Here is a 16,396-nt window from a genome sequence, read left to right as displayed (position 1 = left end):
GAAAAGTATAGATTCATTTAATCCATAAGACAAATAACGAATAATTTAGTAAGTCATAAATTTATTTATCGGATAATGAAAGATGGTTTCCGTAGTATTTCATGAATTGTTGAACGCCAAGACAGACAAGTAGGATCAACGGAAAGAATTGCAACGGGAATAGAAAGAGGAGAAGCGTAGCGGTCACGAGTGGCTGACGCAAGACGACAGCACAACTTGCCGTGACGACAAGTGTTACGATCAATCCAGGCATGAACGGACTTAATTGGCTGAGACAGAATGCCAGGACTGTACTCGAAAAAATCAACGGAAATATCTTTCCACCTTTCCAGCCGCAGGAAAAACAAAGATGCGTCAATCCCACCTTTCCGATCGCAAGCAACAATAAGGCGCCGATTGACCATGAGGCTCCTTCCTTCGTAAAGTCTAGGATTTCATGTTCACCAGAAAACAGTAAGTAAGGTGTGAGCATGGATGCAAGACCAATCGCGATTCCCGCAATGAGTGCGAGAAGGATTGGGTTGCCGACGCGAGAGACCATCCAATTCGTCACCCGCTCCATCCATAAGAAGAAGAGTCCGAACGCGATACCGAGGAGAATCGCCGGAAGGATGAACCACATGACAGTCGCATTCCACGTAATCGGTGGTACCTTGATTGCGAACAAGCGGTCATGGGGTACGAGGTGCATGATGAAACGAAAACAGGTAATTGCGACGAGCGTACAAATGCCGTAATAAAAGATGCGTTGTATCTTTTGCCAGCGTGACGTTGCTCGTTGCATCGGTTCCTCCTCGATCGCTTCAGAGACACTGACGAACGGGGCATGAAATATCGTCGCTAGCATCGCAGCGTATCCCGTCTGCAAGAAACTTTGCCGTTCCGGCTCCGTCAACCTTAGCCGGTCACCGATCCACGTCACCATTCCCCCTAAGATGCTGATCAGCGCAGCTTCTGGTCCTAAACTCGCTCCACACGTCAGCACGATCCATGCGGCAACGGCGTTTTTCCAGAGGGCACCGCGATAAGGTACACGACCTTCTTGCTTAAAGTTAGCAAGCGTCTCGTGCATCGTCTTCGGGTAATCCCCCACAGACTTTTGAATCAGACCAATACCGATACCACCGAGTAGACCGACGCCGAGTCCATAGAAAGATACATCCAGTACAGACGGTAACCACTCCCATACATAATGAATCGATGCGTTGATGCCACTTAAAAACAAGGCAGCCGTCAATCCGACGATTGCTCCGAGGATCAGACAATGCAAGAAGTGCGTCAGATGTGGTTTCATTTCTGCTCCTCCTTCTTCTTCTTGTCCCGGTGATATTGTTTTAGGGCCATATTGAAGTTCACGATGACGGCACTGAGAACACCGACGCCAAGCATGACATACACGATCGAAAACAATTTACCGAACGCCGTCTGAGGGACGAGATCCCCGTATCCGACCGTCGCGAGCGTCATAACGGAGAAATAGAAGGCATCCAGAATACTGAACTGTTCGACATTGTGATAGAAGACCGTCCCAATCAAGAAAAGTGCCCCGACCATGATCATCAATGCCTTTTGTTCTTCTTGCTTGAATAAGATACGGATGACATGAAAAAAATTTCGGATCAAGATAAAGAACGCCAGCATGCTCTTTCCTCCTCAGTTCCGTCATCACTGCATACGTTCATTAAACAATTTCTCTAGTTGGTCAGGATCAAGTTGATTCAAATTAGGGATCTGGATCAAGGTCAGTTTGACACGTGATAGTCCATAGTCGTCGAGCGACTGTTCCAGCCGTTCCCGTTCACGTGCATCATACCGTTTGCCTAACGTCGTCACCGTCAATTGCTGGCGTTTCTCGTCATAGCTATGCTGAACGACGAACGTCTCTTGAAACGTTTCCTCGACATAACGGTCAAGATTCGTCTCAAACAAACTGTCCTGACTAAGCAGATAGGCTGTATAGACACTTGGTATACTGATGAGACAGGCTAGCGCGATCAAGGAACGATTGATTCGTTTTGATGCCTGGATCCGTAAACTCTGATCCGTCCGTAAGAGCCATTTGACACCTAGGAACGTCGCGATCAAAATGAAACTACAGTTGATCAGGAACAGATAACTAGCACCAAGCGCGTAGGTCATGTTCTGATTCGCAATGGCGTACCCGACCGTACAGACTGGTGGCATCAAGGCGGTGGCAATCGCGACACCGGGAACGATATTATTCGCCCCTTTCTTGCGTAAACCAATCCATCCCGCGACTCCCCCAGCAAAGGCGATCAGTACGTCCCAAATCGTCGGGAACGTCCGCGCAATCAGTTCATCACTCGCTGCCGTCAAAGGCGAAAAATAGAAATAGACGGTCGATGTCACGATGCTGATCGTCAACTGGACGAGCAACAGCCGAAGTGCTTTCTTGAACAGAGGTATATCCGAGATCCCTAAAGCCATACCGAGACCGAGAATCGGATTCATCAGCGGCGAAATCAACATCGCTCCGATGATGACAGCGGTCGAATTCAAGTTCAATCCGATCGAGGCAATGAAAATCGCACACATCAAGATGACAGCATTGCTCGATCGAATCGTCAGCTCCTTGTCGATTTTATTTCTCGTCTCTTGCAGATCATAGACCGGTGCTTCCATGAAGGCTCCACCTTTCCACCGTCGATCAATACGAGTCGCACCATTCAAGTCATTGGTTTTTATTTACCCAATTTTTAGTGTCTTCGCCTTATTTCCCTTATGAAAAATAATAAAATCCCTTTAATGAAAGGTGCATCGTTCATGAAAAAATTCCGCGGCAAACGCCGTTATTTTAAAAATCTCGAGCTTGAATTCAAAAGTTTTTCTTCTCCAGCCTATATTGATTCAGACGTTTGGTTTAACGACTGGCACGAACACCCTGACTTTTATGGACATGGCAACGCGAGTCTGCGCATTCGTAAAGCACATCTTCGGATCGCGTTGAGCGCTATGCAGGAAATGCAACAAAAACTAGCGGAAAAACAGATTGAACATCAGCTTTACATAACGATTGTCCTCGAGGATGCTTCACAAGACGCACTACATGTCCACACGACGAATCCGGACGGGACACCTTTCCCACTTGAGCGGATTCAGTCCTACCCTCTCGCTTCACACGTTCCAACGTGGGTAACGGAACTCTTTCCGGGCAACCGTTATACGATTCATGAATCACAGGAGGAATTGGTTGATTATACGGAAGAGACACCTGTCAGCTCGACCGTCACATTTTTTTACATCTTGCCAAACCGTTAACGATACGACAACGAGCTACCCTTTCCTGCACAGGAAGAGGATAGCTCGTTTTGTTCGGTTTATCTTATGGTAGCAAGACGACCTTGCCGAATTTACCTGCTTGTTTGAAGTACGCTTGGGCTTCTCGCGCTTCAGCGAGCGGGAACGTCCGGTCAATGACGGGCTGAATCGTCTGCGTCCGAACGGCCTCCAGTAATTTCTCATAATCATGGCGATTGCCAAGGACGGATCCTTGTAGGCGGATATGTTTTAAATAAAGCGTCCGAAAATCGAGCGACGTCACCTGTCCCCCGGAAGATCCGGAAATACAGTACGTTCCGCCGCGCTTCAGCAGATCCAGTCCTTGTTTAAACACCGCATCGCCGACGACGTCGAGAATCGCATCGACCGGACCGACTTCTTGCATGACCTGCTGATCCCAGTTCTGCTCACGGTAGGAAACGACCAAGTCCGCCCCGAGTTCGTGCAATTGATCCGTCAGCTTCAAGTCACCGACGAGTGCGACGACACGGGCTCCGAAGACACGTTTTGCAATCTGGACGTTGAGTGAGCCGACACCACCACTGGCACCTGTTACGAGAACCGTCTGTCCTTTTTGTAAATCCAATTGTTCGACCATGTGCCACGCCGTCAATCCACTGACCGAGAAGACCGCACTGTCCGTATAGGAGGCAAGGGGCATGTCGTAACAAAGTTCGAGCGGCCAGCAGACATATTCTGCGTATCCGCCGTCATACTCGGAACCGATGAACGATAAGTCCTCGGCACTCTGTTCATCAGCGATTTCTCCACTCGCCGTGAACGGGAACAAGACGACGTCGCGTTCGATTTCCGTCTCTGCGACACCGTCTCCGACTGCGACGATCCGACCGCTGATGTCTGAACCGGGAATTCGGGGGAATTTGACACCTTCTGCTTTCCAGCCTGATTCACTCTCCGCACCATAGGCGCCTTCCCGCATCCAAATTTCTGTATTATTCAAGGCGCAGGCTTTGATTTCAATCAGTACCTCCCCTTGTTTCGGTTGTGGTGTTTCTTGGTCGATATAGGCGAGCTTCTCAAGCCCACCATGCCCCGTTACGGTGACTGCCTTCATGTTTTTGCCTCACTTTCTTTCTTCCATATGATATCTCTCTTCTTTACCCGTTCGTCCTGATTTTAATATCCTGCTTCCGTAACCCGCTGTCTCCTACTGTAGAACGATTCGCCCTCGTTTAATATCTAGATATAATTTGTATACGAATTTACGTCTGGAGGAACGATGCATGAAAAAACGAGTGATCTTTATAGGTACATTAGCAACATTTACATTACTAGGTCTTGTTTGGTCTAGAGGCGGCGCAGATCCCGTCATGAAAGACAACTATCAACCCATCCCAAAAGATACGACGTATCGCGGTCAGGTCGCTTGGCCACTTGAAACGCGCGATCGTTCGATTGCCGGCGAAGCAAGCGGCGTCGCTGTTGCTCCGAACGGTGACGTCTACTATTTACACCGGGGTAGTAATTCATACGGGGATGACACCTACATCACAGAACCGACATTGATCGTGCTCGACGGAAAGACGATGCACGTGAAGAAGCGATTAGGCGCCGGTCTATTCAAGTCACCGCACGGTCTCGAAGTCGATGACCAAAACAACATCTGGATTACCGACATCAGCCTGAACCAAGTCTTCAAGCTCGACCCGTCAGGCAAAGTCTTGCAAGCGTTCGGGAACGCATATGGTCCGTTCACGGAAGTCGGTCTGCGCATCCGAAACGTCTTGCCAAGCATCCCCCTACATCTGGATGAAAAGACATTCGCTCGTCCGACAGACGTCACCGTCCTAAAGGATGGCTCGTTCGCCGTATCTGACGGCTACCGGAATAGTCGCATCGTCATGTTCGATCCAAAAGGAACAGTCAAATGGGAAGTCAATGAACTCGGCAAACAAGACGGACAGTTCAATCTGCCGCATGGGATCAGTAGCGACGATGAGATGAATCTCTATGTGTCGGACCGGGACAACGCCCGGGTCCAAATCTTTAATCGAAACGGCAAACACATCGATACGTGGTCGTCAAAAGAACTCGGTCGACCGTACGGAATCGAAGTCGGTGCGAACGGTAAAGTCTACGTCGCTGATGGCGGAAACTATTTAAATGGACAAAAAAAGAACGCGCAAAGCCAAATCGTTATCTTGAACAAACAAGGAAGGATTGAGAAACGATTCGGTGCATGGGGCAAAGAAGCGGGACAACTCCGGATTGCGCACGACATCGCGGTCGGTTCGGATGGAACGATTTATGTCGCGGAACTAATGAATGAGCGACTTCAGGTGTTTTCCAAGTGATGAAATATACCTCGCCTTAATACGTCAGCAGCCTGTCTCGTTATTAAATCGAGACAGGCTGCTTCATTTAAGATCCTTCCTGAAAATCACGACGTGCATATCCGACTTGACCGATGACAACAAGTAGACATGCTACTACGAGCAGGACACCGAACAGTAGTCCATCGAAGTCTTCCGTCGGTACTTGCGGAATCAATCCTTGGATCGCCGTATACTCCACCCATTTTGGTAAGTCGATGATTCCACCGAAATACCCAATAAAGAAGGAATAGGTCACGTATACATAGGTTAACTTGCTCCACGTTGGTCGCCACCCGATGAATAGAGCAGCCAATCCAAGAAACAGGAGAACTGATGGCAGATAGTTGATTCCGGCAATGAAAAAGTCAGTGAATGTCATGGTCGCGTCCGGTCCCATTACTGAAATGGCAGTAAAACCTAGACTACTGATGACGATGAACATCGAGATGAGAGATGACGCGACAGCTAAACCAATCGTATTCCAGTACAGTTGCTGTCGTGAGACTTTCGTCGCGAACAACGGACTCAAGCGCCGACGGTCCTCTTCGGTGTATAACCAGTTCATGAGCGTAATCGGTAAAATCGCAACGAGGACCATCATGATCATCATGATCGTGCCGGTAAAGGATTCTTCAATCGTAACACCTGAAACCGTGAACATCTGCTGGATGGTTGCATTGCTGTCAATGAATGTCTGCATGTCTCCATAAATCGAACCATAGGCAAGAGCCATGATTAGAAAAGCGACCATCCATGCGATGATGCTTCCGCGACTAATCCGAATCAACAGACCACGGATCGATAACAAGGATCGATTGGCTGTAGCACGTCCCTCTTTTTCAGGCAGATACCCAGCGCCCATGTCCCGATGATTTTCAAGAACTAGAGCCACGGTCATCAAAATGAGGCTCACTCCGATCGCCATTACGAGAAACAGCCAATTGTTCTCCGTGAATGGATAGGTCAAATACGTCCATCCCAGCGGATTGAGCACTGATAGTTGGTCATTCGATACATCCGTACCGGCGCGTCCTAAATAAAGAAGACCAATCCATCCCATCACACCTGCCGTCGCACTAGAAGACGACGGCATGATTTGAGCAATCAGTAAGGCAAACGTTGCACCTAAGATCCCTGCAGCCCCAACCGAAAGACCGAATAGAGCTGCACCCGCATTTGAAAACGTCTCGACTTGAAAAGCAATCAACGCACCGCTGATCAGTATCGAAATACTAAGATTGATTAAAATCACTTCAATTAGAATAGCGAGTGAATTGGCTTGTCGTCCGATTTGAAAAGAACGCATCAACTCCGTCAGCCCTAAATCTTCTTCCTTCCGTGTGTGTTGAATGACATGGAGTGACGATAAGACCATCGACAATAATGCACAGAAGATGAGCATTTGATGTGAGAACATCGCGCCTAACGTATAGTCCGCTATTGAGACAGGCGTCGTACCGATCATCGAGATCATCGCTGGATTTTTCAAGGTTTCATATAATCCACGCAGACTATCCCCTTTCGCCATCTCTTCGAATGAAGGAATAAAGCCGACCGTAAATAAGGTCACACCGAACGTCCATATTATGATTTTTTTGCTATCCCGTCTGAGATACTGAGACAACAGGATCTGCCAACAGGTAAATTGAAATCGCATTCGTCTTCCTCCTCTTTATCATGTGCAGCACGTAGTATATACCGTCGTCATTTTTCGTAATGGCGCATGAACAGATCCTCTAGTGATGGAGGCACTGCTTCTAAATGAACTACTTCCAGTTTTATCGCCTCTGTAAGAACCGCATTCATGCGAGAAGAATCCATTGAAAATACTGCCTGATTTATATTGCGCTGCGTGAAGTCATGAACACCGTCCAAGTTTTTAATCAATGAAAGATCCTGTTTCGTCTCTAACGTGATGACCGATCGTGTCAAATGTCTCAGTTCTTGTAACGTTCCCGTCTCAACGATTTCGCCTTTTCGAATGATGACGACACGATCCGCTAGTCGTTCGACTTCGCTGAGAATGTGCGATGACAATAAAATCGATTTTCCAGCTTGTTTGATTTTTTCTACCTCTTCTTGAAAAACAGATTCCATCAACGGATCAAGACCGGATGTTGGTTCATCGAAGATGTAGAGATCGGAATCGACTGCTAACGCGGCAATCAGACCGACTTTTTGCCGATTTCCTTTCGAATAACTTTTCGCCTTCTTTTTTGGATCAAGTTCAAAGCGATCGATTAGAGCATCACGCTTCGTTTGGTCTCCACCACCGTGTAACTTCATGAATAGATCAATGATTTCTCCACCCGTCAGATTCCCCCATAATGCGACGTCCCCTGGCACATATGAGATTCTTTTATGGATTTCAACACTATCGCGCCAGACATCCTTCCCGAAGATTTCCGCCTTTCCCGCATCTCGTTTGATGATCCCGAGCAACGTCCGAATTGTCGTTGATTTCCCTGCACCGTTCGGACCGATGAAGCCAATCACTTCACCTCGTTGAACCGAGAACGTGACGTCGGATAAAGCTTGAAATTTCGAGAATTTCTTTTTAACTCCTTTTAGTTCAATAATCGGATTCATGTTTCTTCATTCCTCTCTTCATCTCTAAATTCAGACTTAAAACAAACTAAATCAACAATTGTAGTATTAAACTAAAACAATCAGTTTAAATAAAATACCAATTAATCTATTTTAGTTCATTTTATGTTTTTTATTTTTATCTGTAAAGATAATAATGTACTAAAATTAATTTGATAGTCCATTTCTAATCCATTACACTAGAGGGAGAAGTATTTTTTATAAGAGGTGAGACAAATGAATGGTTTTGAAAAACGAACGGAAGAAAAGAAAAAACAGATTCTCGATACAGCGTTTCGCTTAATGAATCAACAAGATGGTCATAAGACAATGACAGTCGATGAACTTGCCAAACAGGCAAATGTCGCCAAAACGACGATTTTCAAATACTTCGGTAATAAAGAGGCATTGGTCCAAGAAGTGTACAAACGGTTCATTACGGAGATGAGTACATCCGTAGAAGTCATCTTATCCAAAAATGAGTCTTTCGAAAAAACGCTTCTTGAAATCAGCTTCAATAAATTACGATTTCTGAAGGATCTCGATGAATCGTTTTATCTTGAGATGATGCAACAAATCACAACGAAACAGGATGATGGCTTGTCAGTATTAATGGAGAAATTCGCAAGTGATAGTCACGCGATGATGCTCGATTTATTTCACCGTGGTCGTAAGGAACAGAAGATCGACTTGAAGTATTCCGATGAATTTTTGCTACTCTATTTCCAAACACTTGCGGAAGGCCTGTCACATCCCCAGATTTACGAGCAACTCTTACCTTACACGTCGAATTTCTCAGAAGTAATCATCAAAGGAATTTCACCTCGATAAATACGGTTTGACTTGAGAGTGATAAAACCTAACTAGGAAACGACATCGCCTACGGTTTTTGAAAAAATGAATGACCTCAATTGAAAAGGCAGCAATGTTGCCTTTCTATATTTTGGTAAAATAAAGAAAATCCATCGGGGGTGTCTCATGAAACGTGGTCTAACATTAGCCGTTCTACTGATCCTCGTCGTTTGCATCATCGTTTTCGAACCGTTCCGTGGTGCGCCACCTAATCCCGAAGTCGAGGCAAAAGGAAAGGATGTTCCGACTGTCCAAGGATCTTATTGCTGGGATAGCTTACTCCGCAGTCAATGTGTCGATAAGACGTACCGTGACGGTCTTGACCTAGCAAAAGGGAAAACGCCAGTTACCGTCTCTGCTGGAGCACCCGTCCGTGTCGAATTATCTGGTGATCTTAAAAGCGTAAAACTATCACAATGGGATGATCAAAAACAGGAATCCCCTGTCGCTTTGAAAAAAGATCAGTTCAACGCCCCGACAGAACCTGGCCTCTATGCGTACGAACTAAACTCGCGCTGGGAACAAGGAGACGGACAATTCGGATTCTTACTGAAAGTGCAGTAAAAACAAATAACCCCCTTGATGTCATCGTACGTCAAGGGGGTTATTTCATCCTGCTTGGTGATAAAGTTGCAAAATTCCGAAGACGGTCAAGATGAGATAGCCTGTTCCGATGAACAGAAAGACTGGGCGAATCAATTGATCCTTCGGTTGACGCGTAATGCCTTCGAAGAAACAACTGATGATGAAACCGAGAACGAGGATTACGCTATACATGGAAAGGAAGATGACGAGAAGACCAACGAGACTCGGATTCGTCAACGAAGGTGCTAGACCACCGACTAATACGGCAAGCACAACTGTCCCCATTACGATTCCGATAAGTGGATGGATCGTATTTAGTCGACGGATCACATCATGACGTTTGACGAAACGCTCCACTAGAATCATCGCTGATTGACAGGTCAGTAAAAATAAGATTAAGAAATAGATTGCTTGCTCGACTGGACGGAACGTCGTGAAAAAGACAGCTCCGGTTAGAACAAGGAGTGGAGATATGAAAAAATCAAACGTTTCATTTCTTTCCCTCCTTTCGTACGACTTTCTTGAAAGTGAACGTGTGAGTATGACAATGTATCATACAACCTGTTACATCTTTTACCATTTAGTTCGCTTTTTCTAATTCTGATATCTATGTATCATTTTCAATAATTGTAAAAAATTGATAAAATTCTTTACGGTTTCATTCTGTATATGCTAGGATGAGACAAATCATATGAATTAAACGCGTCGAAGAGAACAGTACGTCATCTCGGCTTTTCCTAGAGAGCTCCGATTGGTGGAAAGGAGCATCAGCCATTGACCGAACCAAGCCTCTGAGCAGCACGGTGGAACCGAATCGGGGATATCGTGACGGGTGCTCCCGTTATCGAGCTCAGGTATTTGCCGTTTGAAAACGGTCGTACCGATGAAGGCGATACCGGTGACGGTCTCGCGAACAGGGGTGGCACCACGACACGCACAGTCTCGTCCCCAAGACCAACGTCTTGGAGGTGGGATTTTTTTATTGGCTTAAAAAACAGTAAAAAGGAGTGTGTCATATGTCGAATTGGAAATACCCTGGATTGCTATTACTTGGTGTTGGTGTCTCGAACATCGGCGCTTGGGTCTACTTCATCGCCTTGAATTTAATTGTCCTTGAACGAACGGGATCAGCGTTCGCCGTCTCCGTTCTCTATATTCTGTTGCCGATCTCCGCGCTGTTGACGAGCCTCTGGTCCGGTAGTGTCGTCGATCGGATCAATCAGCGCCGCTTGCTCGTCATGCTTGACGTCTCGCGTGCCGGGCTCGTCTTTTCACTGACACTGATCGATTCGTTGTATGTCCTCTATGCCCTTGTCTTTATCCTGAACATCGGCAACACGCTGTTCGAGACATCGTCATTGATCTACATGACGAAGCTCGTCCCGGAGACGAGTCGCCAACGGTTCAATGCGTTGAAAAACTTTATTCAGTCGGCAGGCTTTATTCTCGGACCGTCGATTGCTGGATTTTTATTTTTAATCGGTTCTCCGGAGACGGCAATCATCCTGAATGCAGGAGCGTTGTTGTGTTCTGCTGCCTTACTATTCGTCTTGCCCGACGTCCGCCAGGCAGAGACTCCAGCGACGTCCTTCTCACTCCAAGTGATTCTTGCGGACTGGAAAGAGACGCTTCAGTTTGCACGGACTCGGCGCTACGTCACGCTCGTCTACGCCTTCTATGCGCTGATGATCGTCCTGATGAGCGGACTCGATTCGCTCGAAGCCTCGTTTGCGACGATCGTGTTGCAACTGGATGAAAGCACGTATGGATTTCTCGTCAGTATCGCTGGAATCGGCATCATCTGTGGTTCTGCCATCAATGCGATCTTCACGCATCGCTTGTCGCTCCGCTTCTTGATTCAATTCGGAGCACTGATGACACCGATCGGTTATGTGATCTTTGCCACAGCGACGTCGTTCCTGACGGCAGCAATCGGCTTTTTCTTGCTGACGTTTGCCCTCGCGTTTGCGAACACCGGCTTCATGACGTTCGCTCAAACGCACATTCCGGTCGAATCGATGGGACGATTCCTCAGTAGCATCCACGTCGTGCAGTCAGCTGGTGTCATTCTCTTGACGGCGTTGATTGGTTTCTATGCGGAGACCTCGATCCGCTTGACGTATACCGTCGCTGCAGTCAGCTTCCTGTTCATCGGTGGATGGATCGTTTGGATCGTCCAGGATCGAACGAAACGGCATCATTTTACGACGGAAACGGACGAAACGATCCAGCTTTCGTCATGAGAAAGGAAGGTATTCATGAACCTGACCGCAAAACGAATTTTCCTCCGTCCGCTTGACGTGACCGATGCACACGTCTTATTCGAACAAACCCAGGATGAGACATTACGTTATTTGACTGGTACGACAGCAACGTTTTCGATTGAACAGATTGAACAGCACATTCTTTCGATTCAAGCTGATCCATCGCGCTTCGATTTCGCTATCTGTTTGAATTCCGGTGAAATAATTGGTGAATGTTCCATTTTAGACATTGAGGCAGAGTTGAAACAAGCGGGCTTTCGTATTTCGATGCGTGCCCTCCCCTGGACCGGTCAAGGATACGGGACAGAAGCGATCGCGTGTATCATCCGGTTTTGTTTCGAGGAACTTCGACTTCATCAACTTGAACTTGAAGTGTTTTCGCATAATGAGCGAGCCATCGCTTCGTATAAAAAAGTTGGCTTTGACATCGTAGAAACGATTCCTGATGCTGTATCCTATGAAGGGCGTTCGTTCGACGAAATCATCATGCGGAAATGTAGCCCACTCTATGCTTAAAAGAATTACTCCTGATGTAGCACCTCCTTCGTGAGGTGCTTTTTCTAATCTATTAAAAACGAACATACCTAATTAACAGATTTTTTAGTCAATTCACTATTATTTGTATATAATAGAAAAATAAAAAGAAATATATGGATATGTACATAAGTGATAAGGAGGTCACATTACACAATTTTCTTCAAATCAAACGAAAGCGAGGAATAGTACATGCTGAGATTCATCTGGAATTCCTGGTGGCGCAACAAAGAGCGATTCATCCTGCTACTTGTCGGTGTCCTGATCGTCAGTACCGGACTGAGTTACTTGATCGGTACGACGCAAGCCAATAACGGAACGGTCGTCGATGAACTGCAAAAACGCTGGGGATCGTCGTACGATATCGTCGTCCGTCCGGAAGGCAGCCGGAGCGTGACGGAAGACTTGAACCTGCTCGAACCGAACTATATGAGCGGACTCGACGGTGGGATTTCCCGCAAGCAGTACGAGACGATCAAGCAGATTGCTGATGTCGAAGTCGCAGCACCAATCGCGATGATTGGTTATACATCGACATCGAGTAGCGTCGGTACCCATACGATTCAAGAAGAAGGGATTTACCGCTTGAAAATCAAGGATTCTCAAAATACGGGACTCCAAAACGAATCTTATACCATGACAACGTTTCTTGCTGCTGGCTGGGAACCAATGGGTGATGCAACGCGCACAGGCGTCTCCCCTTTAAAACTTGGTGAACAACCCCTCTATGACTACGGCTCAGAAGTCATGATTGCCGGAATCGATCCTGCTGCTGAAGACCAGCTCGTCGGTTTGAAAAAAGCGACCACTACCGGAACGTATAGCCGTTTCTTCAGCGAAACGGATCTTCCCGCTTCGTACGGTGATCAAGCGACGCAGATTCCGATTCTATTGAACTCTCGCGAATACGTCGATGCGATGCGCACCTATACATATGAAAAGGTAGAGCTTCCGTTCACTGCAACAGGCGTTGCAGACATGGTCCAAAAGATTGAACAAAAAGGTGGGAAAACATACCTGAGTAAACTACCAGTAGAAGAGCCTACCTCCTATTCGATCACGACTCAAGACGTCCAAAAAAAGTTGGTGGACGGTATCCTTAAAAACACCTTATCAACAGGCGATGCGAACAATAGTGATTCACTGTCTTCCATTACTTTGAAACCTTCACCGGTTGAATACAAAACAATTAAAAGTCCGTACGGTTCCCGTTGGCCCTTTACCTACCAAGTTCAACCAAAAGAGGTCGCCAAGGAATCCTTACTCTTCAAGCGAAGCATGTATCGCGAAGCACGTGAATTCGAAGGTGGTTTTAAAGGATGGAAACAAGTCCATCTCAACTTTATCGGTGTCTTTAACCCACGGGAGCTCGCTGTTTCAAAGGATCCGTTGACTGAACTTCCAATGGAAACTTACTTCCCGGCAAAAGCACAGTGGGTCATGGATCAAAATGATCGTCCGGTCAATCCAGTCCGTGACGTCAAGCCCGCCAACGACTCCTATGACTTCCTGACGAAACCACCATCGATGCTGACGACACTCGATACTGCCTTTAAGTTACGCGGGGATAAAGCAATTTCTGCGATTCGCGTCAACGTCAAAGGGGTCGAGACGATGAACGCAACAAGTGAGAAAAAATTGCAAGCTGTCGCACAAGAAATCGAGGATAAGACGGGTCTGATCACGGACGTCACACTCGGTTCCTCCCCGCAACTCGCCTTGACGTATTTACCCGGTCTAAAAGGAGAATCGGCACTCGGTTGGGTCCAGCAACCGTGGATCAAACTCGGGTCGTCGATCGCGATTTTCCAAGAGGCGAAAGTCGGAATGAGTGGCATCATCGCGAGCGTCATCGCTGTCGCGCTCGTCTACGTCTTCAGTTCGAACATCATCTTGCTCTATGCTCGAAAAAAAGAATTCGCGATTTTACTCTCGCTCGGATGGCGTTCACGGCAGCTATCCAGACTCCTCTTCCTAGAAGCAACACTTCTTGGAACGCTGGTCGCACTCATCGCCTGGGTGATTCTTGGATCATTTTGGATAACAGCGGATCACCCGATTGCCCTCGGACGCATCATCTTGATCGGATTGTCCGGGCTTTTGATCTACTGGGGCGGTACGATTGTTCCGACGTTACTCATCAGACGCATTCAACCATTTGAAAGCATGCGCTCTGGCGAAGTCTCAAAAGGACGTCGTTTCGTCCGAGCACAAAGTGTTCTTGGAATGAGCATCAACCAACTCGCGACTTACTGGCAACGCACGCTTCTGTCCATCATCGCAATTGCCTTACCGACGAGCTTGTTCATCTTCTTCTTGTTCATCACGTTCCGACTGAAAGGCGTCTTATATGCGACCTGGCTTGGTGAATATGTCGCGCTCGAAGTCGGTACGATGCATTATGTCGCAATGGGCGTCGCCCTACTCATCGCTATCCTGACGACGACCGAGATCATGTGGCAAAACGTCAACGAACGAAAGAATCAACTCGCCGTCCTGAAGGCAACCGGTTGGCGGAACGGTCAAATCCGACTTCTCGTCTTAAGCGAGGGTGTGATGACTGGACTCTTCGCTGGAATCGTCGGTCTACTTGTTGCCTTAGCAATGATTGGCTTCGTCTATAATCAGTTCCCATCCAGTGAACTCGGTTTCTTAAGTCTTATGCTCCTGATTCCGGTAACGACTGGTGTGTTTGGTGCCTTGCTTCCTGCACAGCGTGCTGTGCGGATCACGCCGAATGCAGCCATCGGTGGCGTAAACGATAATCAACAATTGACCGAACGTCGCTTCAAATGGGCACTCGGTAGCATCGCTGCTACGCTCGTCATCGGAACGACGAGTTTATTCCTCCTCGCTGCACCTGAAACGAGAACGGCTCAAAAAGAAATAACGACACCAAAAGTACAAACGACCGGACAAAAATTAAAAAATCTCGCTCAAGATCCTGACGATAAGAAACATACTGCCGAAGACAACACGGCACTGGAGCAATTGATGAACGCAGGCGCTATTCAGACGTACCCGGGTGACCCGGCGGCGAAGAATTATGACTTCTCTGTTAAAAAGCTCGTTTCAACACCAAAAGAGTTAAAGCTCAAGGAGAAGTCAGGATATCGTTTCGTGACGATTCCAGTTTTCCTTCATAACCGGGATGAATTAGCTGCAGGTTCGTTTTCGTCGTATCGACCACAAACCTTCTCGTTGATTGCTCTTGACGGAAAAGAGTTTACTCCCGTCGATTATGTCAATCACGATAAAACGGCTTGGATAAATGCATTCAAATACATCAATTCGAAAAAATCATGGGTCGATCTTGTTTACCAAGTACCGGTTGACCAAAAGGTGTTCGTCTTGCTTGCAAAAGATGAGGCCGTCGAAAAAACGACGACCGTCAAGATCACGCTCGACGATATCAAAAAAGCGAATGCGTCAGCTACTACTCCTTCAACAGAGGAAACGGAAAAATTAAAAACATTGATGAGGCGAGGTGTCACGCAAACAACTCCCGGGAATCCGAAACATCAATCTGATCGTTTTCATGTCGAGGCATTGATTGACACACCAAAAGAACTGAATCTAAAGCAACGTGCTGGTTATCGTTTCGTGACGATCCCTGTCGTCATGCAAGATACAGGGGATGATATGGGAGGATTCATCACTTATCGTCCCAATCGGTATGCCTTGACAGACTTGCAAGGAACCGTTTATGAACCGATCGATTATGTGAATCGCAATGAGAAAGCCTGGAAAAACGGGTTTCAATATTTCGCACCGTACAAGTCACGAGTGGAGTTGGTTTATCAAGTACCCATCGATCAGAAGCGATTCGTTCTGTTCGCTTCTGATCCAGCTTTTCCCAAACCAACGACCGTCAAAATCGATCTGACAAAACAATCATTTAATCACTAGGAGGAATTTGACATGGGTCGTACCATCATT

At 46.9% G+C, this 16,396-nt stretch carries 15 protein-coding genes; 8 read left to right on the top strand and 7 right to left on the bottom strand.

Going from position 1 to position 16,396, the window contains the following annotated elements; all coding sequences use genetic code 11:
- Positions 1-61: 61 nt before the first annotated feature.
- From KNQ11_RS04085 to KNQ11_RS04075, 3 genes are read right to left on the bottom strand one after another with little or no spacing between them, the layout of a single operon-like run.
- Positions 62-1,294, bottom strand: a complete 1,233-nt coding sequence (locus tag KNQ11_RS04085; protein WP_214769828.1) for a chloride channel protein — start codon at positions 1,292-1,294, stop codon at positions 62-64.
- Entirely contained in the window at positions 1,291-1,641 is a 351-nt protein-coding gene (locus tag KNQ11_RS04080; RefSeq protein WP_050677800.1) for a potassium channel family protein, read from the bottom strand. Before KNQ11_RS04080 ends, KNQ11_RS04085 begins: the two co-directional genes overlap by 4 nt.
- 24 nt (positions 1,642-1,665) lie before the next feature.
- Entirely contained in the window at positions 1,666-2,643 is a 978-nt protein-coding gene (locus KNQ11_RS04075) for a DUF389 domain-containing protein (protein WP_214769826.1), read from the bottom strand.
- Between the two features lie 141 nt (positions 2,644-2,784).
- Here KNQ11_RS04075 and KNQ11_RS04070 point away from each other — a divergent pair, with 141 nt between their 5' ends.
- Positions 2,785-3,279, top strand: a complete 495-nt coding sequence (locus tag KNQ11_RS04070; protein ID WP_214769824.1) for a hypothetical protein — start codon at positions 2,785-2,787, stop codon at positions 3,277-3,279.
- Positions 3,280-3,343: 64 nt separating this feature from the next.
- Here the strand turns inward: KNQ11_RS04070 and KNQ11_RS04065 are convergent, their stop codons facing one another.
- Entirely contained in the window at positions 3,344-4,375 is a 1,032-nt protein-coding gene (locus tag KNQ11_RS04065) for a zinc-binding dehydrogenase (RefSeq protein ID WP_133208676.1), read from the bottom strand.
- Between the two features lie 169 nt (positions 4,376-4,544).
- On the opposite strand from KNQ11_RS04065, the gene KNQ11_RS04060 reads away from it, so the two are divergent.
- On the top strand, positions 4,545-5,615 hold the full coding sequence (locus tag KNQ11_RS04060) for a peptidyl-alpha-hydroxyglycine alpha-amidating lyase family protein (RefSeq protein ID WP_214769821.1): 1,071 nt from the start codon (positions 4,545-4,547) through the stop codon (positions 5,613-5,615).
- A 67-nt stretch (positions 5,616-5,682) separates the two neighbouring features.
- On the opposite strand, the gene KNQ11_RS04055 is transcribed toward KNQ11_RS04060, so the two are convergent.
- Positions 5,683-7,293 carry an ABC transporter permease gene (locus tag KNQ11_RS04055; protein ID WP_214769817.1) on the bottom strand — a complete coding sequence of 537 codons (1,611 nt, stop codon included), beginning with the start codon at positions 7,291-7,293 and terminating at the stop codon, positions 5,683-5,685.
- Positions 7,294-7,340: 47 nt separating this feature from the next.
- Positions 7,341-8,225, bottom strand: coding sequence for an ABC transporter ATP-binding protein (locus KNQ11_RS04050; RefSeq protein ID WP_064299955.1), 885 nt, complete (start codon positions 8,223-8,225; stop codon positions 7,341-7,343).
- Positions 8,226-8,459: 234 nt separating this feature from the next.
- On the opposite strand from KNQ11_RS04050, the gene KNQ11_RS04045 reads away from it, so the two are divergent.
- On the top strand, positions 8,460-9,053 hold the full coding sequence (locus KNQ11_RS04045) for a TetR/AcrR family transcriptional regulator (RefSeq protein ID WP_064299956.1): 594 nt from the start codon (positions 8,460-8,462) through the stop codon (positions 9,051-9,053).
- 147 nt (positions 9,054-9,200) lie between these two features.
- Positions 9,201-9,638 carry a hypothetical protein gene (locus KNQ11_RS04040; RefSeq protein WP_064299957.1) on the top strand — a complete coding sequence of 146 codons (438 nt, stop codon included), beginning with the start codon at positions 9,201-9,203 and terminating at the stop codon, positions 9,636-9,638.
- A gap of 45 nt (positions 9,639-9,683) precedes the next feature.
- Here KNQ11_RS04040 and KNQ11_RS04035 read toward each other — a convergent pair whose 3' ends face one another.
- Complete coding sequence (locus tag KNQ11_RS04035; protein ID WP_214769814.1) at positions 9,684-9,989, bottom strand: hypothetical protein; 306 nt, start codon at positions 9,987-9,989, stop codon at positions 9,684-9,686.
- Between the two features lie 502 nt (positions 9,990-10,491).
- Here KNQ11_RS04035 and KNQ11_RS17005 point away from each other — a divergent pair.
- The 4 genes from KNQ11_RS17005 (at position 10,492) to KNQ11_RS04020 (ending at position 16,366) form a co-directional block, all read left to right on the top strand.
- Positions 10,492-10,650, top strand: a complete 159-nt coding sequence (locus KNQ11_RS17005) for a hypothetical protein (RefSeq protein WP_480002962.1) — start codon at positions 10,492-10,494, stop codon at positions 10,648-10,650.
- A 25-nt stretch (positions 10,651-10,675) separates the two neighbouring features.
- Complete coding sequence (locus tag KNQ11_RS04030) at positions 10,676-11,902, top strand: MFS transporter (protein ID WP_214769811.1); 1,227 nt, start codon at positions 10,676-10,678, stop codon at positions 11,900-11,902.
- Between the two features lie 15 nt (positions 11,903-11,917).
- Complete coding sequence (locus KNQ11_RS04025; protein WP_214769808.1) at positions 11,918-12,439, top strand: GNAT family N-acetyltransferase; 522 nt, start codon at positions 11,918-11,920, stop codon at positions 12,437-12,439.
- A 210-nt stretch (positions 12,440-12,649) separates the two neighbouring features.
- Complete coding sequence (locus KNQ11_RS04020) at positions 12,650-16,366, top strand: ABC transporter permease (RefSeq protein ID WP_214769805.1); 3,717 nt, start codon at positions 12,650-12,652, stop codon at positions 16,364-16,366.
- Positions 16,367-16,396: the final 30 nt, after the last annotated feature.

Origin of the sequence: Exiguobacterium sp. s39 (assembly GCF_018618925.1) — a bacterium.
In the GTDB taxonomy this organism is placed as follows: Bacteria; Bacillota; Bacilli; order Exiguobacteriales; family Exiguobacteriaceae; genus Exiguobacterium_A; species Exiguobacterium_A abrahamii.
Note: the sequence above shows the minus strand (reverse complement) of the source record. Positions and strands in the feature narration are given on the sequence as shown.

Bases quoted from the DNA above. Each gene is read 5' to 3' on its own strand.
- KNQ11_RS04070 (WP_214769824.1), top strand. From the start codon at position 2,785: ATGAAAAAATTCCGCGGCAAACGCCGTTATTTTAAAAATCTCGAGCTT.
- KNQ11_RS04030 (WP_214769811.1), top strand. From the start codon at position 10,676: ATGTCGAATTGGAAATACCCTGGATTGCTATTACTTGGTGTTGGTGTC.
- KNQ11_RS04025 (WP_214769808.1), top strand. From the start codon at position 11,918: ATGAACCTGACCGCAAAACGAATTTTCCTCCGTCCGCTTGACGTGACC.
- KNQ11_RS04040 (WP_064299957.1), top strand. From the start codon at position 9,201: ATGAAACGTGGTCTAACATTAGCCGTTCTACTGATCCTCGTCGTTTGC.
- KNQ11_RS04045 (WP_064299956.1), top strand. From the start codon at position 8,460: ATGAATGGTTTTGAAAAACGAACGGAAGAAAAGAAAAAACAGATTCTC.
- KNQ11_RS04050 (WP_064299955.1), bottom strand. From the start codon at position 8,225: ATGAATCCGATTATTGAACTAAAAGGAGTTAAAAAGAAATTCTCGAAA.
- KNQ11_RS04085 (WP_214769828.1), bottom strand. From the start codon at position 1,294: ATGAAACCACATCTGACGCACTTCTTGCATTGTCTGATCCTCGGAGCA.
- KNQ11_RS04055 (WP_214769817.1), bottom strand. From the start codon at position 7,293: ATGCGATTTCAATTTACCTGTTGGCAGATCCTGTTGTCTCAGTATCTC.
- KNQ11_RS04060 (WP_214769821.1), top strand. From the start codon at position 4,545: ATGAAAAAACGAGTGATCTTTATAGGTACATTAGCAACATTTACATTA.
- KNQ11_RS04080 (WP_050677800.1), bottom strand. From the start codon at position 1,641: ATGCTGGCGTTCTTTATCTTGATCCGAAATTTTTTTCATGTCATCCGT.
- KNQ11_RS04065 (WP_133208676.1), bottom strand. From the start codon at position 4,375: ATGAAGGCAGTCACCGTAACGGGGCATGGTGGGCTTGAGAAGCTCGCC.
- KNQ11_RS04020 (WP_214769805.1), top strand. From the start codon at position 12,650: ATGCTGAGATTCATCTGGAATTCCTGGTGGCGCAACAAAGAGCGATTC.
- KNQ11_RS04075 (WP_214769826.1), bottom strand. From the start codon at position 2,643: ATGGAAGCACCGGTCTATGATCTGCAAGAGACGAGAAATAAAATCGAC.